This is a genomic window from Pseudomonas sp. CAN1 (genome assembly GCF_030462585.1).
In the GTDB taxonomy this organism is placed as follows: Bacteria; Pseudomonadota; Gammaproteobacteria; order Pseudomonadales; family Pseudomonadaceae; genus Pseudomonas.
In genome coordinates, this window is the sequence record NZ_JASMRU010000018.1 from 81,306 (window position 1) to 94,802 (window position 13,497).

16 protein-coding genes are annotated in these 13,497 nt (G+C 66.1%); 5 read left to right on the plus strand and 11 right to left on the minus strand.

What is annotated here, in order from left to right; translation table 11 throughout:
- Positions 1 to 5: 5 nt before the first annotated feature.
- Positions 6 to 710, minus strand: coding sequence for a VacJ family lipoprotein (locus QO207_RS21260; protein WP_301534281.1), 705 nt, complete (start codon positions 708 to 710; stop codon positions 6 to 8).
- 168 nt (positions 711 to 878) lie between these two features.
- On the minus strand, positions 879 to 1,595 hold the full coding sequence (locus tag QO207_RS21265; RefSeq protein WP_301534282.1) for a UTRA domain-containing protein: 717 nt from the start codon (positions 1,593 to 1,595) through the stop codon (positions 879 to 881).
- A gap of 112 nt (positions 1,596 to 1,707) precedes the next feature.
- Here QO207_RS21265 and QO207_RS21270 point away from each other — a divergent pair, with 112 nt between their 5' ends.
- From QO207_RS21270 to QO207_RS21280, 3 genes are all read left to right on the plus strand, one after another.
- A complete protein-coding gene (locus tag QO207_RS21270; RefSeq protein ID WP_301534283.1) occupies positions 1,708 to 2,451 on the plus strand; it encodes an HAD family phosphatase in 744 nt (247 codons plus the stop codon).
- A complete protein-coding gene (locus QO207_RS21275; protein WP_301534284.1) occupies positions 2,448 to 3,029 on the plus strand; it encodes a phosphonate degradation HD-domain oxygenase in 582 nt (193 codons plus the stop codon). The genes QO207_RS21270 and QO207_RS21275 overlap by 4 nt, the downstream gene beginning before the upstream one ends.
- A 78-nt stretch (positions 3,030 to 3,107) precedes the next feature.
- Positions 3,108 to 3,371: a DUF4404 family protein gene (locus tag QO207_RS21280; RefSeq protein WP_184586679.1), complete on the plus strand. Its 264-nt coding sequence runs from the start codon at positions 3,108 to 3,110 to the stop codon at positions 3,369 to 3,371.
- 74 nt (positions 3,372 to 3,445) lie between these two features.
- Here QO207_RS21280 and queF read toward each other — a convergent pair whose 3' ends face one another.
- From queF to QO207_RS21305, 5 genes are all read right to left on the minus strand, one after another.
- Positions 3,446 to 4,276, minus strand: coding sequence for an NADPH-dependent 7-cyano-7-deazaguanine reductase QueF (gene queF / locus QO207_RS21285; RefSeq protein ID WP_301534285.1), 831 nt, complete (start codon positions 4,274 to 4,276; stop codon positions 3,446 to 3,448).
- A 207-nt stretch (positions 4,277 to 4,483) separates the two neighbouring features.
- On the minus strand, positions 4,484 to 5,191 hold the full coding sequence (locus tag QO207_RS21290) for a copper resistance protein B (protein ID WP_301534286.1): 708 nt from the start codon (positions 5,189 to 5,191) through the stop codon (positions 4,484 to 4,486).
- 9 nt (positions 5,192 to 5,200) lie between these two features.
- Entirely contained in the window at positions 5,201 to 6,838 is a 1,638-nt protein-coding gene (locus QO207_RS21295) for a copper resistance system multicopper oxidase (RefSeq protein ID WP_301534287.1), read from the minus strand.
- A gap of 10 nt (positions 6,839 to 6,848) precedes the next feature.
- Entirely contained in the window at positions 6,849 to 7,400 is a 552-nt protein-coding gene (locus QO207_RS21300) for a cupredoxin family protein (protein ID WP_301534288.1), read from the minus strand.
- A 171-nt stretch (positions 7,401 to 7,571) separates the two neighbouring features.
- Entirely contained in the window at positions 7,572 to 7,703 is a 132-nt protein-coding gene (locus QO207_RS21305) for a co-regulatory protein PtrA N-terminal domain-containing protein (RefSeq protein WP_301534289.1), read from the minus strand.
- 126 nt (positions 7,704 to 7,829) lie between these two features.
- On the opposite strand from QO207_RS21305, the gene QO207_RS21310 reads away from it, so the two are divergent.
- Both QO207_RS21310 and QO207_RS21315 read left to right on the plus strand, forming a co-directional pair.
- Complete coding sequence (locus tag QO207_RS21310) at positions 7,830 to 8,510, plus strand: heavy metal response regulator transcription factor (RefSeq protein WP_081518606.1); 681 nt, start codon at positions 7,830 to 7,832, stop codon at positions 8,508 to 8,510.
- A complete protein-coding gene (locus QO207_RS21315; protein WP_301534290.1) occupies positions 8,507 to 9,823 on the plus strand; it encodes a heavy metal sensor histidine kinase in 1,317 nt (438 codons plus the stop codon). Before QO207_RS21310 ends, QO207_RS21315 begins: the two co-directional genes overlap by 4 nt.
- A 380-nt stretch (positions 9,824 to 10,203) precedes the next feature.
- On the opposite strand, the gene QO207_RS21320 is transcribed toward QO207_RS21315, so the two are convergent.
- From QO207_RS21320 to QO207_RS21335, 4 genes are all read right to left on the minus strand, one after another.
- On the minus strand, positions 10,204 to 10,983 hold the full coding sequence (locus QO207_RS21320; RefSeq protein WP_301534291.1) for an ABC transporter permease: 780 nt from the start codon (positions 10,981 to 10,983) through the stop codon (positions 10,204 to 10,206).
- Complete coding sequence (locus QO207_RS21325) at positions 10,980 to 11,912, minus strand: ABC transporter ATP-binding protein (protein ID WP_301534292.1); 933 nt, start codon at positions 11,910 to 11,912, stop codon at positions 10,980 to 10,982. Before QO207_RS21325 ends, QO207_RS21320 begins: the two co-directional genes overlap by 4 nt.
- Positions 11,913 to 12,019: 107 nt before the next feature.
- On the minus strand, positions 12,020 to 12,637 hold the full coding sequence (locus QO207_RS21330; protein ID WP_301534293.1) for a glutathione S-transferase: 618 nt from the start codon (positions 12,635 to 12,637) through the stop codon (positions 12,020 to 12,022).
- Positions 12,638 to 12,816: 179 nt separating this feature from the next.
- Complete coding sequence (locus tag QO207_RS21335; RefSeq protein WP_301534294.1) at positions 12,817 to 13,473, minus strand: transglutaminase family protein; 657 nt, start codon at positions 13,471 to 13,473, stop codon at positions 12,817 to 12,819.
- Positions 13,474 to 13,497 lie beyond the last annotated feature (24 nt).

The following is a 13,497-nucleotide window of genomic DNA, read 5'->3' on the forward strand; positions in this document are numbered from 1 at the left end:
GCCGATCAGAAGTCGTCTTCGACCTCGCCGTCCTTGACCTTGAACTCGCGGTTCTGCAGGTAGGCGTTGCGGATGAAGGTGTACTTGTCGCCGCTGATCAACTTCTCGGACTTGAGCAGATCGGCGCGGGTATCGACCACGTCGACGGCGCGCATGCTGTTGCGCACGGCGACATCATCAATGTACGGATACGGGCCGGTGTAGGCATCCGGGATCAGCGCCGGCGCATCACGCAAGGTGCTCGGGCCGAGCAGCGGCAGCATCACGTACGGGCCGCTGCCGACGCCGTAATGGCCGAGGGTCTGGCCGAAGTCTTCGTCGTTGCGGCGCAGGCCCATGTGGGTGGCGACGTCGAAGACGCCAGCCAGGCCGAAGGTGGTGTTGAACAGCAGACGGCTGGTATCGACACCGGCATTGTGGAATTTCAGCTGCAGCAGGTCGTTGACCAGGTTCTTCACGTCACCGATGTTGTCGAAGAAGTTGTGCACGCCGTCCTGCACGAAGTTCGGCGTGACGTACTGGTAGCCCTGCGCCAGCGGCTTGAGCGCGTAGGTGTCGAGGGTGTCGTTGAAGGTGAAGATCGGACGGTTGACGCTCTCCCACGGGTCGTCTTCGCTGGCGGCCTGGGCCAGGAACGGGAGCGTGGCAAGACCGGCAGCAGCGAACAGGCTGAAGCAGCGTTTCGTCCATTGGACGCCTAGTGGGCGCATCGGTAATTCTCCAGTGAATGTCTTTCGGGCCAGCCTGGGCGGCCTGCCATGCGGGCGAATTATATAGGTGCAAGGCGCGTTTGCAGACCCGGCACGGCTTCGCAACTCTTCGATCCGGACGGGCCGCGCAGCGCTTCGCTTGTCTCCAGCTGAAAGCATAGTGCCACTTCAGTCGGGATACCGTGCTTCGATGACGATTTCCAATGCGTCCGAACGCCAGAACTCCTGATCCCACTCCACCAACCGACCACCGTCGACGTAGCTGCAGCGCTCCACGTACAACCCGGGCGCGCCGGGCGTCAGCTGCAGCGGCGCAGCCTGGGCCTCGGTGAGCGCGGTGGAATGCATGGCCAGCTCCGAGCGCAGCAGGCTCAGGCCCAGGTGCTCACGCAATACGCCGGTCAGCGAGGTATCCAGGGCATGGTCGAGCAGGCCCGGACACCAGCAGGCGTCGAGGATGATCTCCTCCAGCATCACCGGCCGCTCGTCCACCCAACGGCGGCGCTGGATGCACAATACCTGCGCGTCTTCGTTCAGGCCCATTCGCTGCGCCAGCGCCGGCCCGGCGACGCGGCACTCGGCTGCCAGCACCTCGGTGCGCGGCACGCGACCCTGGGCCTGGACGTAATCCATGAAGCCGGTGCTGCGGGTCGGGTTGTAGCGAATGCGCGGCGGCGAGACGAACCAGCCGCGGCGGTTCTCGCGGTACAGCCGTCCTTCTGTTTCCAGCTGTTGCAGAGCCTCGCGCAGGGTCACGCGAGTGCAGCCGAAGCGCTCGGCCAGCTCGCGCTCGGCGGGCAGGCGCTGGCTCAGGGTGGCATTGGCGATGTCCTGCACCAGCTGGTCGCGGATGCGCAGGTAATGGGGCACGGGATCGACCGGCATGGGCATCTTCCAGAAAAAGGCGCGGCGATTATAACGACAGTGCAACGGACTTCATCGGACCGTCACATTGCCCCGCTAATCTGGCCTAGACCAATTATCAGAAAAGCCCACCATGCCTGCTACCGCCGACCTTCCGCGCTTCACTACCCTGCTGTTCGGACTGTCGGGCGATCTGGTGGACTTCGGCGCAAGGACGCTGCCGGTAGCCCTGCAACGCACCTGCCCCGACTGTCCGCCGGAACGCCTGCTCGAAGCCGCTGCCCTGCCCCCGCAGGACGCCCTGGACCACGTACTCGGCCGTAACGCCGATGCCCAGGAGCGCAGCCGCTTCCAGTCCGCCCTCGACGAGGCCGCACAGGCCCACGCCGAGGCCACCCCCGGAGCCATGCACGCGCTCCAGGCAATGCAAGGGCACGGCGTGCCCTGCGCCTGGCTCGACGAACTGCCAGCGCCCACCACCCAGCAGCTGGCCTCCGTGCTGGCTGACGGCCTGGCCACCGGGCTGGAAATCGTCGGCCGCCAGCTGCCCGCCCCGGACGCCTGCTGGCGCGCGCTGATGCAGCTGGACAGCCCGCACCTGGACGGCTGCGTGCTGGTCAGCGGGCAGCCGCGCCTGCTTCAGGCGGGCCTCAACGCCGGCCTGTGGACCATCGGCCTGGCTGCCAGCGGCCCGCTGTGCGGCCACGCACCGGGCGACTGGGATGCCCTCGGCAACCGCGACCGCGACCGCCTGCGCGCGCAGGCGACACTGGGCCTGTACCGCCTCGGCGTGCACTCGGTCATCGATCATCTGGGCGAGCTGGATTCCTGCCTGCTGGACATCGCCGGCCGCCGCCTGAAAGGAGAAAAGCCATGAAGCACGAGCGCCATCGCTTCCTCGACGAGCTGGCCGAGCGCTTCGCCAGCCATGGCGCCGAGCCTTACGGCGAGGCCGTCAGCCAGGCTGAGCACGCGCTGCAATGCGCCACCCTGGCCGAGCGCGCCGGCTGCTCCGACAGCCTGGTGATCGCCGCCCTGCTCCACGACATCGGCCACCTTTACGAAGACCCGCAACTGATCGACGAACAGGACCTGCGCCACGAGGAGTTCGGCGCCAGCCTGCTGCGCGAGCTGCTGCCCGAATCGGTCTGGCAGCCGATCCGCCTGCACGTGGCCGCCAAGCGCTACCTCTGCGCGGTCGACCCGGCCTACCACGCCGGCCTGTCCTGGGCTTCGCGGCAGAGCCTGGCGTTGCAGGGCGGGCCGTTCGACGAGCGCGGCGCCAGCGCCTTCCTCAACGCCCCCTTCTCCCAGGACGCGCTGACCCTGCGTCGACTGGACGACCTGGGCAAGGACCCGGCCATGCGCACGCCGGAGCTGGAGCACTTCTTCCCACTGCTCGAACGTCTCCTGCGAGTTGATCGGCATCAGGCAAGGGTGCGCGCGGCGGGTTAAGCTCAAAGGCATGGCGATGGACCTTTTCCCGGTCGGGCGAGGTCCATCTTTGGGTACGTACCGCAGAAGGACACCACCATGCCGACACAACGCCTCCAGGAAGAACTCCAGGCCCTGCGCGATCAACTGGAACGCCAGCCGCCGCTGAACGCGGAGGAGCGCGAATCGCTGCAAGCGCTGATCCAGGACATCGAGTTGCAACTGGCCAACGAAGAGGCGCTGGCCGACGAGACCCTGATGGACAACGTCAACCTGGCCGTGGAGCGCTTCGAGGCGAGCCACCCGACCCTGGCCGGCACGCTGCGCTCCATCGTGCAGAGCCTGGCGAACATGGGTATCTGAGCCCGGATTCGCCCTCCCAGACGTGAAAAACCCGGCTTCGGCCGGGTTTTTCGTATCCGCGTTTTTCCGCAGTCTTACTGGCGCACCAGCCGGCGATTGTCCGGCTGCACGGCTTCGCTGCTGCGGTAGGGATTGATGTCCAGCCCGCCACGGCGCACGTAGCGCGCGTACACGGTCAGGCGGGTCGGCTGCAGCAGGCGCTGCAGGTCGAGGTAGATGCGCTCGACGCACTGCTCGTGGAAGTCCTGGTGCTGGCGGAAGGACACGACATAGGCCAGCAGGCTCGCGGCATCGAGCGCCGGGCCGCTGTACTCGACGACCAGAGTGCCCCAGTCCGGCTGGCCGGTGACCGGGCAGTTGGATTTGAGCAGGTGGCTGTAGAGCACCTCGTCGACGCGGCGGGTGTCGTCGCAGCGCAGCAGTTCGGGGCGCGGGTGATCGTAGCTCTCCACCGCGACGTCCAGGTCGTCGACGCAGGTGCCCGCGATGACGGCCACGCCCTCGCTGGCCACTTCGTCCAGGCCACGCACGCGCACGCCCACCGGCGCGCCAGCAGCGGCGGACAGGTCGCGCTCCATCACTGCACGCACGGCGTCAGCGTTGTCGAAGGCGGTCTGGTTCAGCGAGTTGAGGTAGAGCTTGAACGACTTGGATTCGATGATGTTCGGCGACTGCGCCGGAATCGCGAATTCGCCGATGGCCACCACCGGCTTGCCCGATGCGGTCAGCCAGGACAGCTCGTAGCAGTTCCACAGGTCCACGCCTTGGTAAGGCAGAGTTTCCGCGGTCAGACCCAGCTCCGCCCACTTGGTGGTGCGGGAGATCGGGAACAGCAGCTCCGGTGCGTAGCTGGAGACGTATTCGCTGGATTTGCCCAGGGGCGAGTGTTCGGCGGGATGCTGCATGGGGAAGACCTGCTGGATCGGCGATGCGGGTGGTGGCGCGAGGCGGCGAGTGTATACAAATCCGCCGGGGCTTTCAGCAGGTGGCGGACGAGCCGGCCCAAGTGGTGTCCCTGTAGGAGCGAGCTTGCTCGCGAACCGCCCAGACACCGGAGCCGCCGGAAAATCCGTTCGCGAGCAAGCTCGCTCCTACGAAGAGCCTTTGGTGCGTCAGAACCACATGCGCACACCGGCGACCCAATAGCCCTCCTCGTCATCCTCGCCTTCGGCGCGGGCGATGTCGCCGCTGCGGCCGTAGGTCCTGCTCCAGACGTAGCCGAAGTACGGCGCGAACTCCCGACGTACTTCGTAGCGCAGGCGCAGTCCCGCTTCCAGCTCACTACCACCGGCGCCCACGCCAAGATCGCGGTCATCCGCCAGCGCGAGGTTGTACTCCAGCGAGGGTTCGAGGATCAGCCGCTGGGTCAGCAGCAGCTCGTACTCGGTCTCCAGGCGCAGGGACGGGTCGCCGCGCTCGCTGAGGAACAGGTTGGCGTCCACCTCGAACCACTGCGGCGCCAGGCCCTGGATGCCCAGCACCGCATAGCTGCGCGACGGCCCCGGCTGGTCGTCGTGGCGCACGCCCACCTGCCAGTCCCAGAAGTCCGCGAGCAGGCGCTGGTAGAGCAGTTGCATCTCGTTGTCGGTGGTCGGGCCGCCAGCGTCGCGCTCGCCTTCCAGCTTCAGGCGCAGTTTCTGGTAGTCGGTGCCGTACCAGCCCTGGGCTTCCCAGCCCAGCGCCTGGTCGTTGCCGTGGAAGCGGCTTTCCAGGCGCTGGATCAGCAGCGAACCCATGGGCATGTCGTCCATCTCGGCGCTTTCTGCGGGCAAGGCGAGGCCCAGGGTCGCCGCGCAGGCCACCGTTGCTATGCGATTCATGGCGGTTCCTCAGAGGCTGGCGCTGGCGGGAGCCGGCTCGACTATGACCTTGCGCATCATGCCGGCGGCCATGTGGTAGATCAGGTGGCAGTGGAAGGCCCACTCGCCCAGGGCATCGGCGGGCACGTCTACGTCCAGGGTGCTGCCCGGCGCCACGCTGACCACGTGCTTGAGCGGGTTGAAGCGGCCGTTGCCCTTGTTCAGCTGCATCCACATGCCGTGCAGGTGCATGGGGTGGGTCATCATGGTGTCGTTGACGAAGCGGATGCGCACCCGCTCGCCGTAGGTCAGGCGGATCGGCTCGGCCTCGGAATACTTCTTGCCGTTGATGGACCAGAAGTAGCGCTCCATGTTGCCAGTCAGGCGGAACTCGATGCTGCGGTCCGGCGCGCGGTAGTCGGCATAGGGGCGCATGGCCTTGAGGTCCGCGTAGACCAGCAGGCGATTGCCCGGCGCGGCCGGCTGCGGCGTCAGCCCGCTGCCCGGCGCGTAGTCGGACTTCGGCGCGACCATGGCCGAGTGATCCATGCCGGCCATGCCTGCATCGTTCGAGTCACCACCCTGCCCCGCCATCGCCATGCCGCTGTGATCCATGCCCCCGTGGTTCATGCCCATGTCGGCCATGCTCAGCAGCGGCCGTTCGCGCAGCATCGGCACCTCGGCCTGCAATCCGGCACGCGGTGTCAGGGTGGCGCGGGCGTAGCCGCTGCGGTCCATGGCTTCGGCGAAGAAGGTGTAGGCGCGGTCTTCCTGGGGCTGGACTATCACGTCGTAGGTCTCGGCCACGGCGATGCGCAGTTCATCCACCGTCACCGGCTGCACGTCGTTGCCGTCAGCCTGCACCACGGTCATCTTCAGGCCGGGAATGCGCAGGTCGAAGTAGCTCATGCCCGAGCCGTTGATGATGCGCAGGCGCAGCCGCTCGCCGGGCTTGAACAGGCCGGTCCAGTTCTGCTCGCTGTCCTGGCCGTTGATCAGGAAGCGGAAGCCGGCGATGTCGGCGATGTCCGTCGGTGCCATGCGCATGCCGCCCCAGTCCAGGCGGTCGCGCAGGGTCGCGAGAAGTCCATTGGCGCTGGAGTCGGCGATGAAGTCGCCGAGGGTGCGCTGGTTGCGGTTGTAGTAGTCACTTTGTTTCTTCAGGTTGGCGAACACGGTTTCCGGCCGGGTGTCGTGCCAGTCGGCCAGCAGCAGGGTGTACTCGCGGTCGTAGCGGTACGGCTCGCGCGCCTTCGGCTCGATCACCAGCGGACCGTAGAGCCCCTCGATCTCCTGGAAGTCGCTGTGGGCGTGGTACCAGTAGGTGCCGGACTGCTTCACGGTGAAGCGGTAGGTGAAGGTCTCGCCGGGCTTGATGCCGGGGAAGCTGATGCCCGGCACACCGTCTTGGGTGTAGGGCAGGATAAGTCCGTGCCAGTGCAGCGAGGTGTCGCGGTCGAGGGTGTTGGTGACGCGCAGCTCGACGTCCTCGCCCTCCTTGAAGCGCAGCTCCGGCGCCGGCGTCTGGCCATTCACCGTGAGCGCCTTGCGGGCGCCGTCGGACAGCTTCAGCTCGCTCTCGCCAATCGTCAGGTCATACACGCCGGCCTGCACCGCCAACGGTGCCAGCAACAACGCCCCCAGGGCCCACTCCCTTGCGCGGATCATCACGGCGCGCTCAGGGCTTGACGGTCAGTTTGCCGACCATGCCGGCCTGGTAGTGCCCCGGAATGTTGCAGGCGAACTCCAGGCGGGTGGCCTTGCTGAAGGTCCAGGTCAGTTCGGCGCTCTTGCCCGGCTCCACCAGCACGCTGTTGGGGTCGTCGTGCTTCATCATCCGGCCCATCGGCTGGTCGCCGTGGCCCATCTTGCTGTGGTCCATCTGGCTCATGTCGTGCTGCATGCCGGTGGGGGTGAGCATCCCGGCGTCCATCATCTGCTGCATTTCCTTCTGGTGGCCGGCGTGCATGGCGGCGCTGCCCAGGTTGAATTCATGCAGCAGACTGCCACTGTTGTGGATAACGAAACGCACGGTCTCGCCCGGCTTCACGTCGATGTTTTCCGGCTCGAAGAACATCTCGCCCAGCTTGATCTCGACGGTGCGGGTGGCCTGGGCGGCCTTGGCCGGCTTGCCGAAATCGTAGGTGTGCCCGGCGTCGGCCAGGACCGGCAGGCTGATGGCGACGGCGAGGCCGAGGACGGAGGCTTGGAGCAGATGACGCAGGGACATGGCGACTCTCCTTTAAGGTCTGTGGCCATGGTCGCTGTCCGCGGCTGAGGGCTGGCTGTCGGGAAGATTACAACTCTGTCAGCTTGGCGCTGACCGACCCGGCGCGGGGTATAAGGGAGGCGAAAAAAAGCCCGCCGGAGGGCGGGCAATGAGCAACACGATGAAGCGGATTCAGCAGACCTGGCGCACCGTGGCGGCCTGCTCCTGCATACGCTGGAAGGTGATGTCCCCTCCCCCGTCAGCCCAGGCTGGCGCGGCGGGGAAGAACAGCACGACAAACAGCGTGGAGATGATCAGGTGCATGGCGAGCTCCTCGATGGCGCTGGAAAATGAATACGCTGCCAGTCTGCAACACCGACACTGTCAGTTCGCTGACCGCCCCATTACCCTGATGACAGCTGCGCCCCGAGCGCCTGAATGGATACCCGGATGAAGCTCCTCATCGTCGAAGACGAACCGCGCATTGGCCAGTACCTGCAGCAGGGCCTGAGCGAGGCCGGCTTCGCCGTCGACTTGACCGCCGACGGCGACGAAGGCCTGCAACTGGCCCTGGCCGGCGAACACGACCTGCTGATCCTCGATGTGATGCTGCCCGGCCGCGATGGCTGGCAGATTCTCCAGGCGCTGCGCCAGACCGGCAGCGCCGTGCCGGTGCTGTTCCTCACCGCCCGCGATGCCGTGGAAGACCGCGTGCGCGGCCTGGAGCTGGGCGCCGACGACTACCTGGTGAAGCCCTTCGCCTTCGTCGAGCTACTGGCCCGCGTGCGCACACTGCTGCGCCGTGGCGGCCAGCAGATCCAGGAAACCACCCTGCAACTGGCCGACCTCGAATTGGACCTGCTGCGCCGCCGCGTGCAGCGTGCCGGCAAGCGCATCGACCTGACCGCCAAGGAGTTCGCCCTGCTGGAACTGCTGCTGCGCCGCAGCGGCGAGGTGCTGCCCAAGTCGCTGATCGCCTCCCAGGTGTGGGACATGAATTTCGACAGCGACACCAACGTCATCGAAGTCGCCATCCGCCGCCTGCGCGCCAAGGTCGACGACGACTTCCCGCAGCGTCTGATCCACACCGTGCGCGGCATGGGCTACGTGCTGGAAGAGCGCGAAGCATGAGTGCGCGCCTGTCCCTCGGCCTGCGCCTGAGCCTGCTGTTCGCCGCCTGCACCGCCGCCGTGTCGCTGCTGGCGGGGATCATCTTCAGCCGCGCCAGCGAGGCGCACTTCATCGAACTGGACCACCAGTTGATGGCCGGCAAGCTGGCGATCTTCCGCGACGTGCTGGGCGATGTCAGCGGTCCGCAGCAGTTGGCACCGCACACCACTGAGCTGCGCCGGGAGCTGCGCCGCCATCCCGATCTCGGCCTGCGCCTGCAGGGTGCGGACGGTTCAGTCTGGTTCGAACAGCGGCCGGCGCTGAACATGGCCAACGGCGAGGAGCAATCCTTCAGGGAGTTGCAGGCCCCGCTGGACGCCGAGCAGCGCGACGGCGCACAGCTGACGCTGATCCTCGACATCACCCATCACCAGCACTTCCTGCAGCGCATGCAGCGGTTGATCTGGATGACCATGGGCCTCTCCGCCCTGGCAACCGCCCTGCTCGGCGCCTGGGCCGCCCGCGCCAGCCTGCGCCCGCTGCGACGCATGAGCGAGGTGGCGGCGCAGGTCAGCGCGCACTCGCTGACCACTCGCCTGGACGCCGGACAGATGCCGCAGGAACTGCGCGGCCTGGCCGGCGAGCTGAACGCCATGCTGGCGCGCCTGGAAGAGGCCTTCCAGCGCCTGTCGGCGTTCTCCGCCGACATCGCCCACGAGCTGCGCACGCCGCTCACCGGGCTGCTGACCCAGACCCAGGTGGTGCTGTCGCGCTCGCGCGGCCTGGAGGACTACCGCGAGGCGCTGCACGGCAACCTGGAGGAGCTGGAGCGGCTCACCGCGATGGTCAATGACATGCTGTTCCTGGCCAAGGCCGACCACGGCCTGCTCACCCCCAGCAGCCAGCCGCTGGAGTTGGCCGGCGAGGTGGACGAGCTGCTGGAGTTCTACGGGCCGCTGGCCGAGGAAAAGTCCATTGCCCTGGAGCGCGAAGGCGAGCTGTCGGTACAGGGCGACCGCGCGCTGCTGCGCCGGGTGTTGGCCAACCTGCTGGACAACGCCCTGCGCTTCACTGCGGACGGCGGGCAGATTCGCGTGCGCCTGGAGCCCGGCCGACTGAGCGTGGAGAACCCGGGGAGGGAGATTCCCGCCGAACGCCTGGCGCGGCTGTTCGACCGTTTCTACCGCGCCGACCCGGCCCGCCGCGAAGGCCAGGGCGAACATGCCGGGCTGGGGTTGGCGATCTGCCGCTCGATCGTCCGCGCCCATGGTGGGGAGATTCGCTGCGAGTCGGCCGCGGGGTGGACGCGGTTCGTTATCGAATTCCCGCGATAACGCCCACACAAACGGCAGGAGCGGCCCATGCCCGCGATCTCGCGCATGGTGCGCTCCTGCAGGTTTGCTCCGACGCTGAGGCACGAACGTAGGAGCGGACTCCGTCCGCGATCGGGCGGGCCTGATGCCACCTGGTTGGTCGGAGGGGGGGTGAATCGATCGTGGACAGAGTCCACTCCTACGCACGCCGAGATGCTTGGTGCCCCACTTGTAGGAGCGAGGGGGACGCCCAGTTCTTGCTCGCGAACGGAATCACCGGCAGCTCCGGCGTTGGGCGGGTTCGCGAGCAAGCTCGCTCCTACAGGGGGACTCACCCGGCGCGAAGTGCAAAAAAGAAAAAGGCCCCGGTTGGGGCCTTCTTCAGCAGCGCAACGAAGCGTTCACTGGCGCATGCCACGCCCGCTCACCAGCAGGCGCACGCAGAAGATGTACAGCAGCACGGTCGCCACCAGCATGAAGATCACCGCCGTGCCGATGCGGATGTCGGACACGCCGAGGATGCCGTAGCGGAAGGCGTTGACCATGTGCAGGATCGGGTTGGCCAGCGACACCGTCTGCCAGAACGGCGGCAGCAGCTTGATCGAATAGAACACCCCGCCCAGGTACGTCAGCGGCGTCAACACAAAGGTCGGGATGATCGAGATGTCGTCGAAGTTGCGCGCGAACACCGCGTTGACGAAACCACCCATGGAGAAGATCGCTGCGGTCAGCACCACCACCAGCACGGTGATGCCGATGTGGTGGATCTGCAGGTCGGTGAAGAACAGCGACAGGAAGGTGACGATCACCCCCACCGCCAGCCCGCGCAGCACGCCGCCGCAGACGAAGCCGAGGAGGATGGTGTGCGGCGAAACCGGCGATACCAGCAACTCTTCGATGTTGCGCTGGAACTTGCTGCCGAAGAAGCTCGACACCACGTTGCCGTAGGAGTTGGTGATCACCGACATCATGATCAGCCCCGGCACGATGTACTGCATGTAGGTGAAGCCGCCCATATCGCCGATCTGCCGGCCGATCAGGTTGCCGAAGATGACGAAGTACAGAACCATGGTGATTGCCGGCGGCAGCAGGGTCTGCGGCCAGATGCGCAGGAAACGGCGGACTTCGCGGTAGACGATGGTGTTGAGGGCGACCCAGTTGGCGCGCAGTTCGTGACTCATACGGCCACCTTCGACAGATTCTTCTCCACCAGCGACACGAACAGTTCCTCCAGGCGGTTGCTCTTGTTGCGCAGGCTCAGCACCTGCAGGCCCTGGGCATTGAGCTGGACGAACAGCCCGTTGATGCCCAGCGACTTGTCCACCTGCACTTCCAGGGTGTGGTCATCCACCAGGCGCACCGGGTAGCCGTCCAGCTTCGGCGCCGCGCTCAGGGTGCCCTGCAGGTCGAGGTAGAAGGTCTCCACGTGCAGCTTGTTCAGCAGCTTGCGCATGCTGGTGTTCTCCACGATGGTGCCGTGGTCGATGATCGCGATGTTGCGGCACAGCTGCTCGGCCTCCTCCAGGTAGTGCGTGGTGAGGATGATGCTGATGCCTTCGCCGTTGAGCTCGGTGAGGAAGTTCCACATCGAGCGGCGCAGTTCGATGTCCACGCCGGCGGTGGGTTCGTCGAGGATCAGCAAGCGCGGCTCGTGCACCAGCGCGCGGGCGATCATCAGGCGACGCTTCATGCCGCCGGAGAGTTCGCGGGAGGCGGAGTTGCGCTTGTCCCACAGGCCCAGCTGGGTCAGGTACTTCTCGGCGCGGCCCTTGGCCACGCTCATCGGGATGCCGTAGTAGCCGGCCTGGGTGACGACGATGTCGAACACCTTCTCGAACTGGTTGAAGTTGAACTCCTGGGGCACCACGCCCAGGCAGCGCTTCAAGCCGTACGGGTCCTTGTCCAGGTCATGGCCGAACACGTTGACCGTGCCGCCGGTCTTGTTCACCAGGGTGGAAAGGATGCCGATGGTGGTGGATTTGCCGGCGCCGTTGGGGCCCAGCAAGGCAAAGAAATCACCCTCGGCGACGTCCAGATCGATGCCCTTGAGGGCCTGGAAACCGTTGCCGTAGGTCTTCGTCAGTTGACGGATGGACAGCGCGGAACTCATGGGTATTCCCGTTGCAAGTCGGTGGAAAGACGCATGTCTTTGGAAAAAAGGCCTGCTTGATAAGGGTACGCCGCGAGGATTGCAACCTCCGCGGCACGCGCAGGCATTCAGGTCAGGTCGGTCATCACCGCCGCACGGTAGGCCGGGCGCGCCTTCAGGCGTGCGTACCAGGCTTCGAGATGCGGCTGTGGCGGGCGCTCGATGGGCATTTCGAACCAAGCATAGATGAAGCTGCCCAGCGGAATGTCACCCATGCCCAATTGTTCACCGCTGAGATACGGCTGCTGCGCCAGCACCGCCTCGGGGACCGCCAGCAGGGCCACGCAGGTATCGATGGCGGCCTGGATGGCGGCAGGGTCGCGCTGCTCCGGCGGGGTGCGCAGGGTACCCCAGAACACGGTGCGGAACGGCGCGGCGAAGGACGAGGTGGTCCAGTCCATCCACTTCTCGGCGCTGGCGCGTTGCTGCAGGTCCTGCGGGTACAGGTCCGGGGCGTAGCGCGCGGCGAGGTAGCGGACGATGGTGTTGGACTCCCAGAGCACGAAGCCCTCGTCGTCCAGGGTCGGCACCACGCCGTTGGGGTTCAGCGCGCGATAAGGCGCATCGTTGACCAGACCGAACGCACCGCCGGCGTCGATCCGCTCATAGGCCAGGCCCGCCTCTTCCGCGCACCAGAGCGCCTTGCGCACGTTGGAGGAATTCTTCCTGCCCCAGATCTTGAGCATGCTGCGCCTCTCTTGTTGTCGTCATTCGATGGCATCGCATCTCGCGGACACGATTTCGGATGACGGCACCCTACCGGCTAAGGCGCGAGGAAAAAAGACACACGTACTGATGGTTACTATCGATTGCTTTCATGGGCGAATGCTCATGGACAATTGCCTGCATGCGGCGGTTGGCTTTCCTATTTTGCCGCCTCGCTGCGCATGTCGCCCTCCAGCGGCGCGTCCTCGCCGGTGAACAGGTGCGGGTAGCACTGTTTCAGATAGCCGAAGAAGAACTCCTCGGGCACATCGGGGAACTGGCCATGGTCGCGCAGGTACTCCATGTGCCGCTCGCCGTCGCGGTTGAACGGGTGGAAGACGCTGTCGTTGCGCCCATCGAACTCCAGCGGCAGCACGCCGAAGGCCTCGCACAGGCCGATGTCGAAGGCCGGCGTGGCCTTGACCCAGCGGCCTTCGAGGAACAACTCGGTATAGCCGTGCATGGCGAACACCTCGCTGCGCAGCAGTTCCAGCAGGCGCGGCGTTGCCAGGTGGTTCTTAACGTCGGCCAGGCCGATGCGTGCGGGGATGCCGCAATGCCGGGCGCAGGCCGCCAGGAGCGTGGCCTTGGGCACGCAATAGGACTGCCCGGCCTCCAGCGCATGGCTGGCCTTGAGCGTCTGCGGGTCGCGGCTGAACACGTAGGGGTTGTAGCGAATCTCATCGCGCACGGCGAAATACAGGGCCACCGCCTGCTCCAGCGGCGTGCCGCCATCGCCCCGATGATTTAGAGCGAACTCGATTACCCGGGGGTGGTCACTATCAACGAAGCGGCTGGGCTTGAGGTATTGCTGCATGGCGCTGTCTCCGGGCGTTTCGTC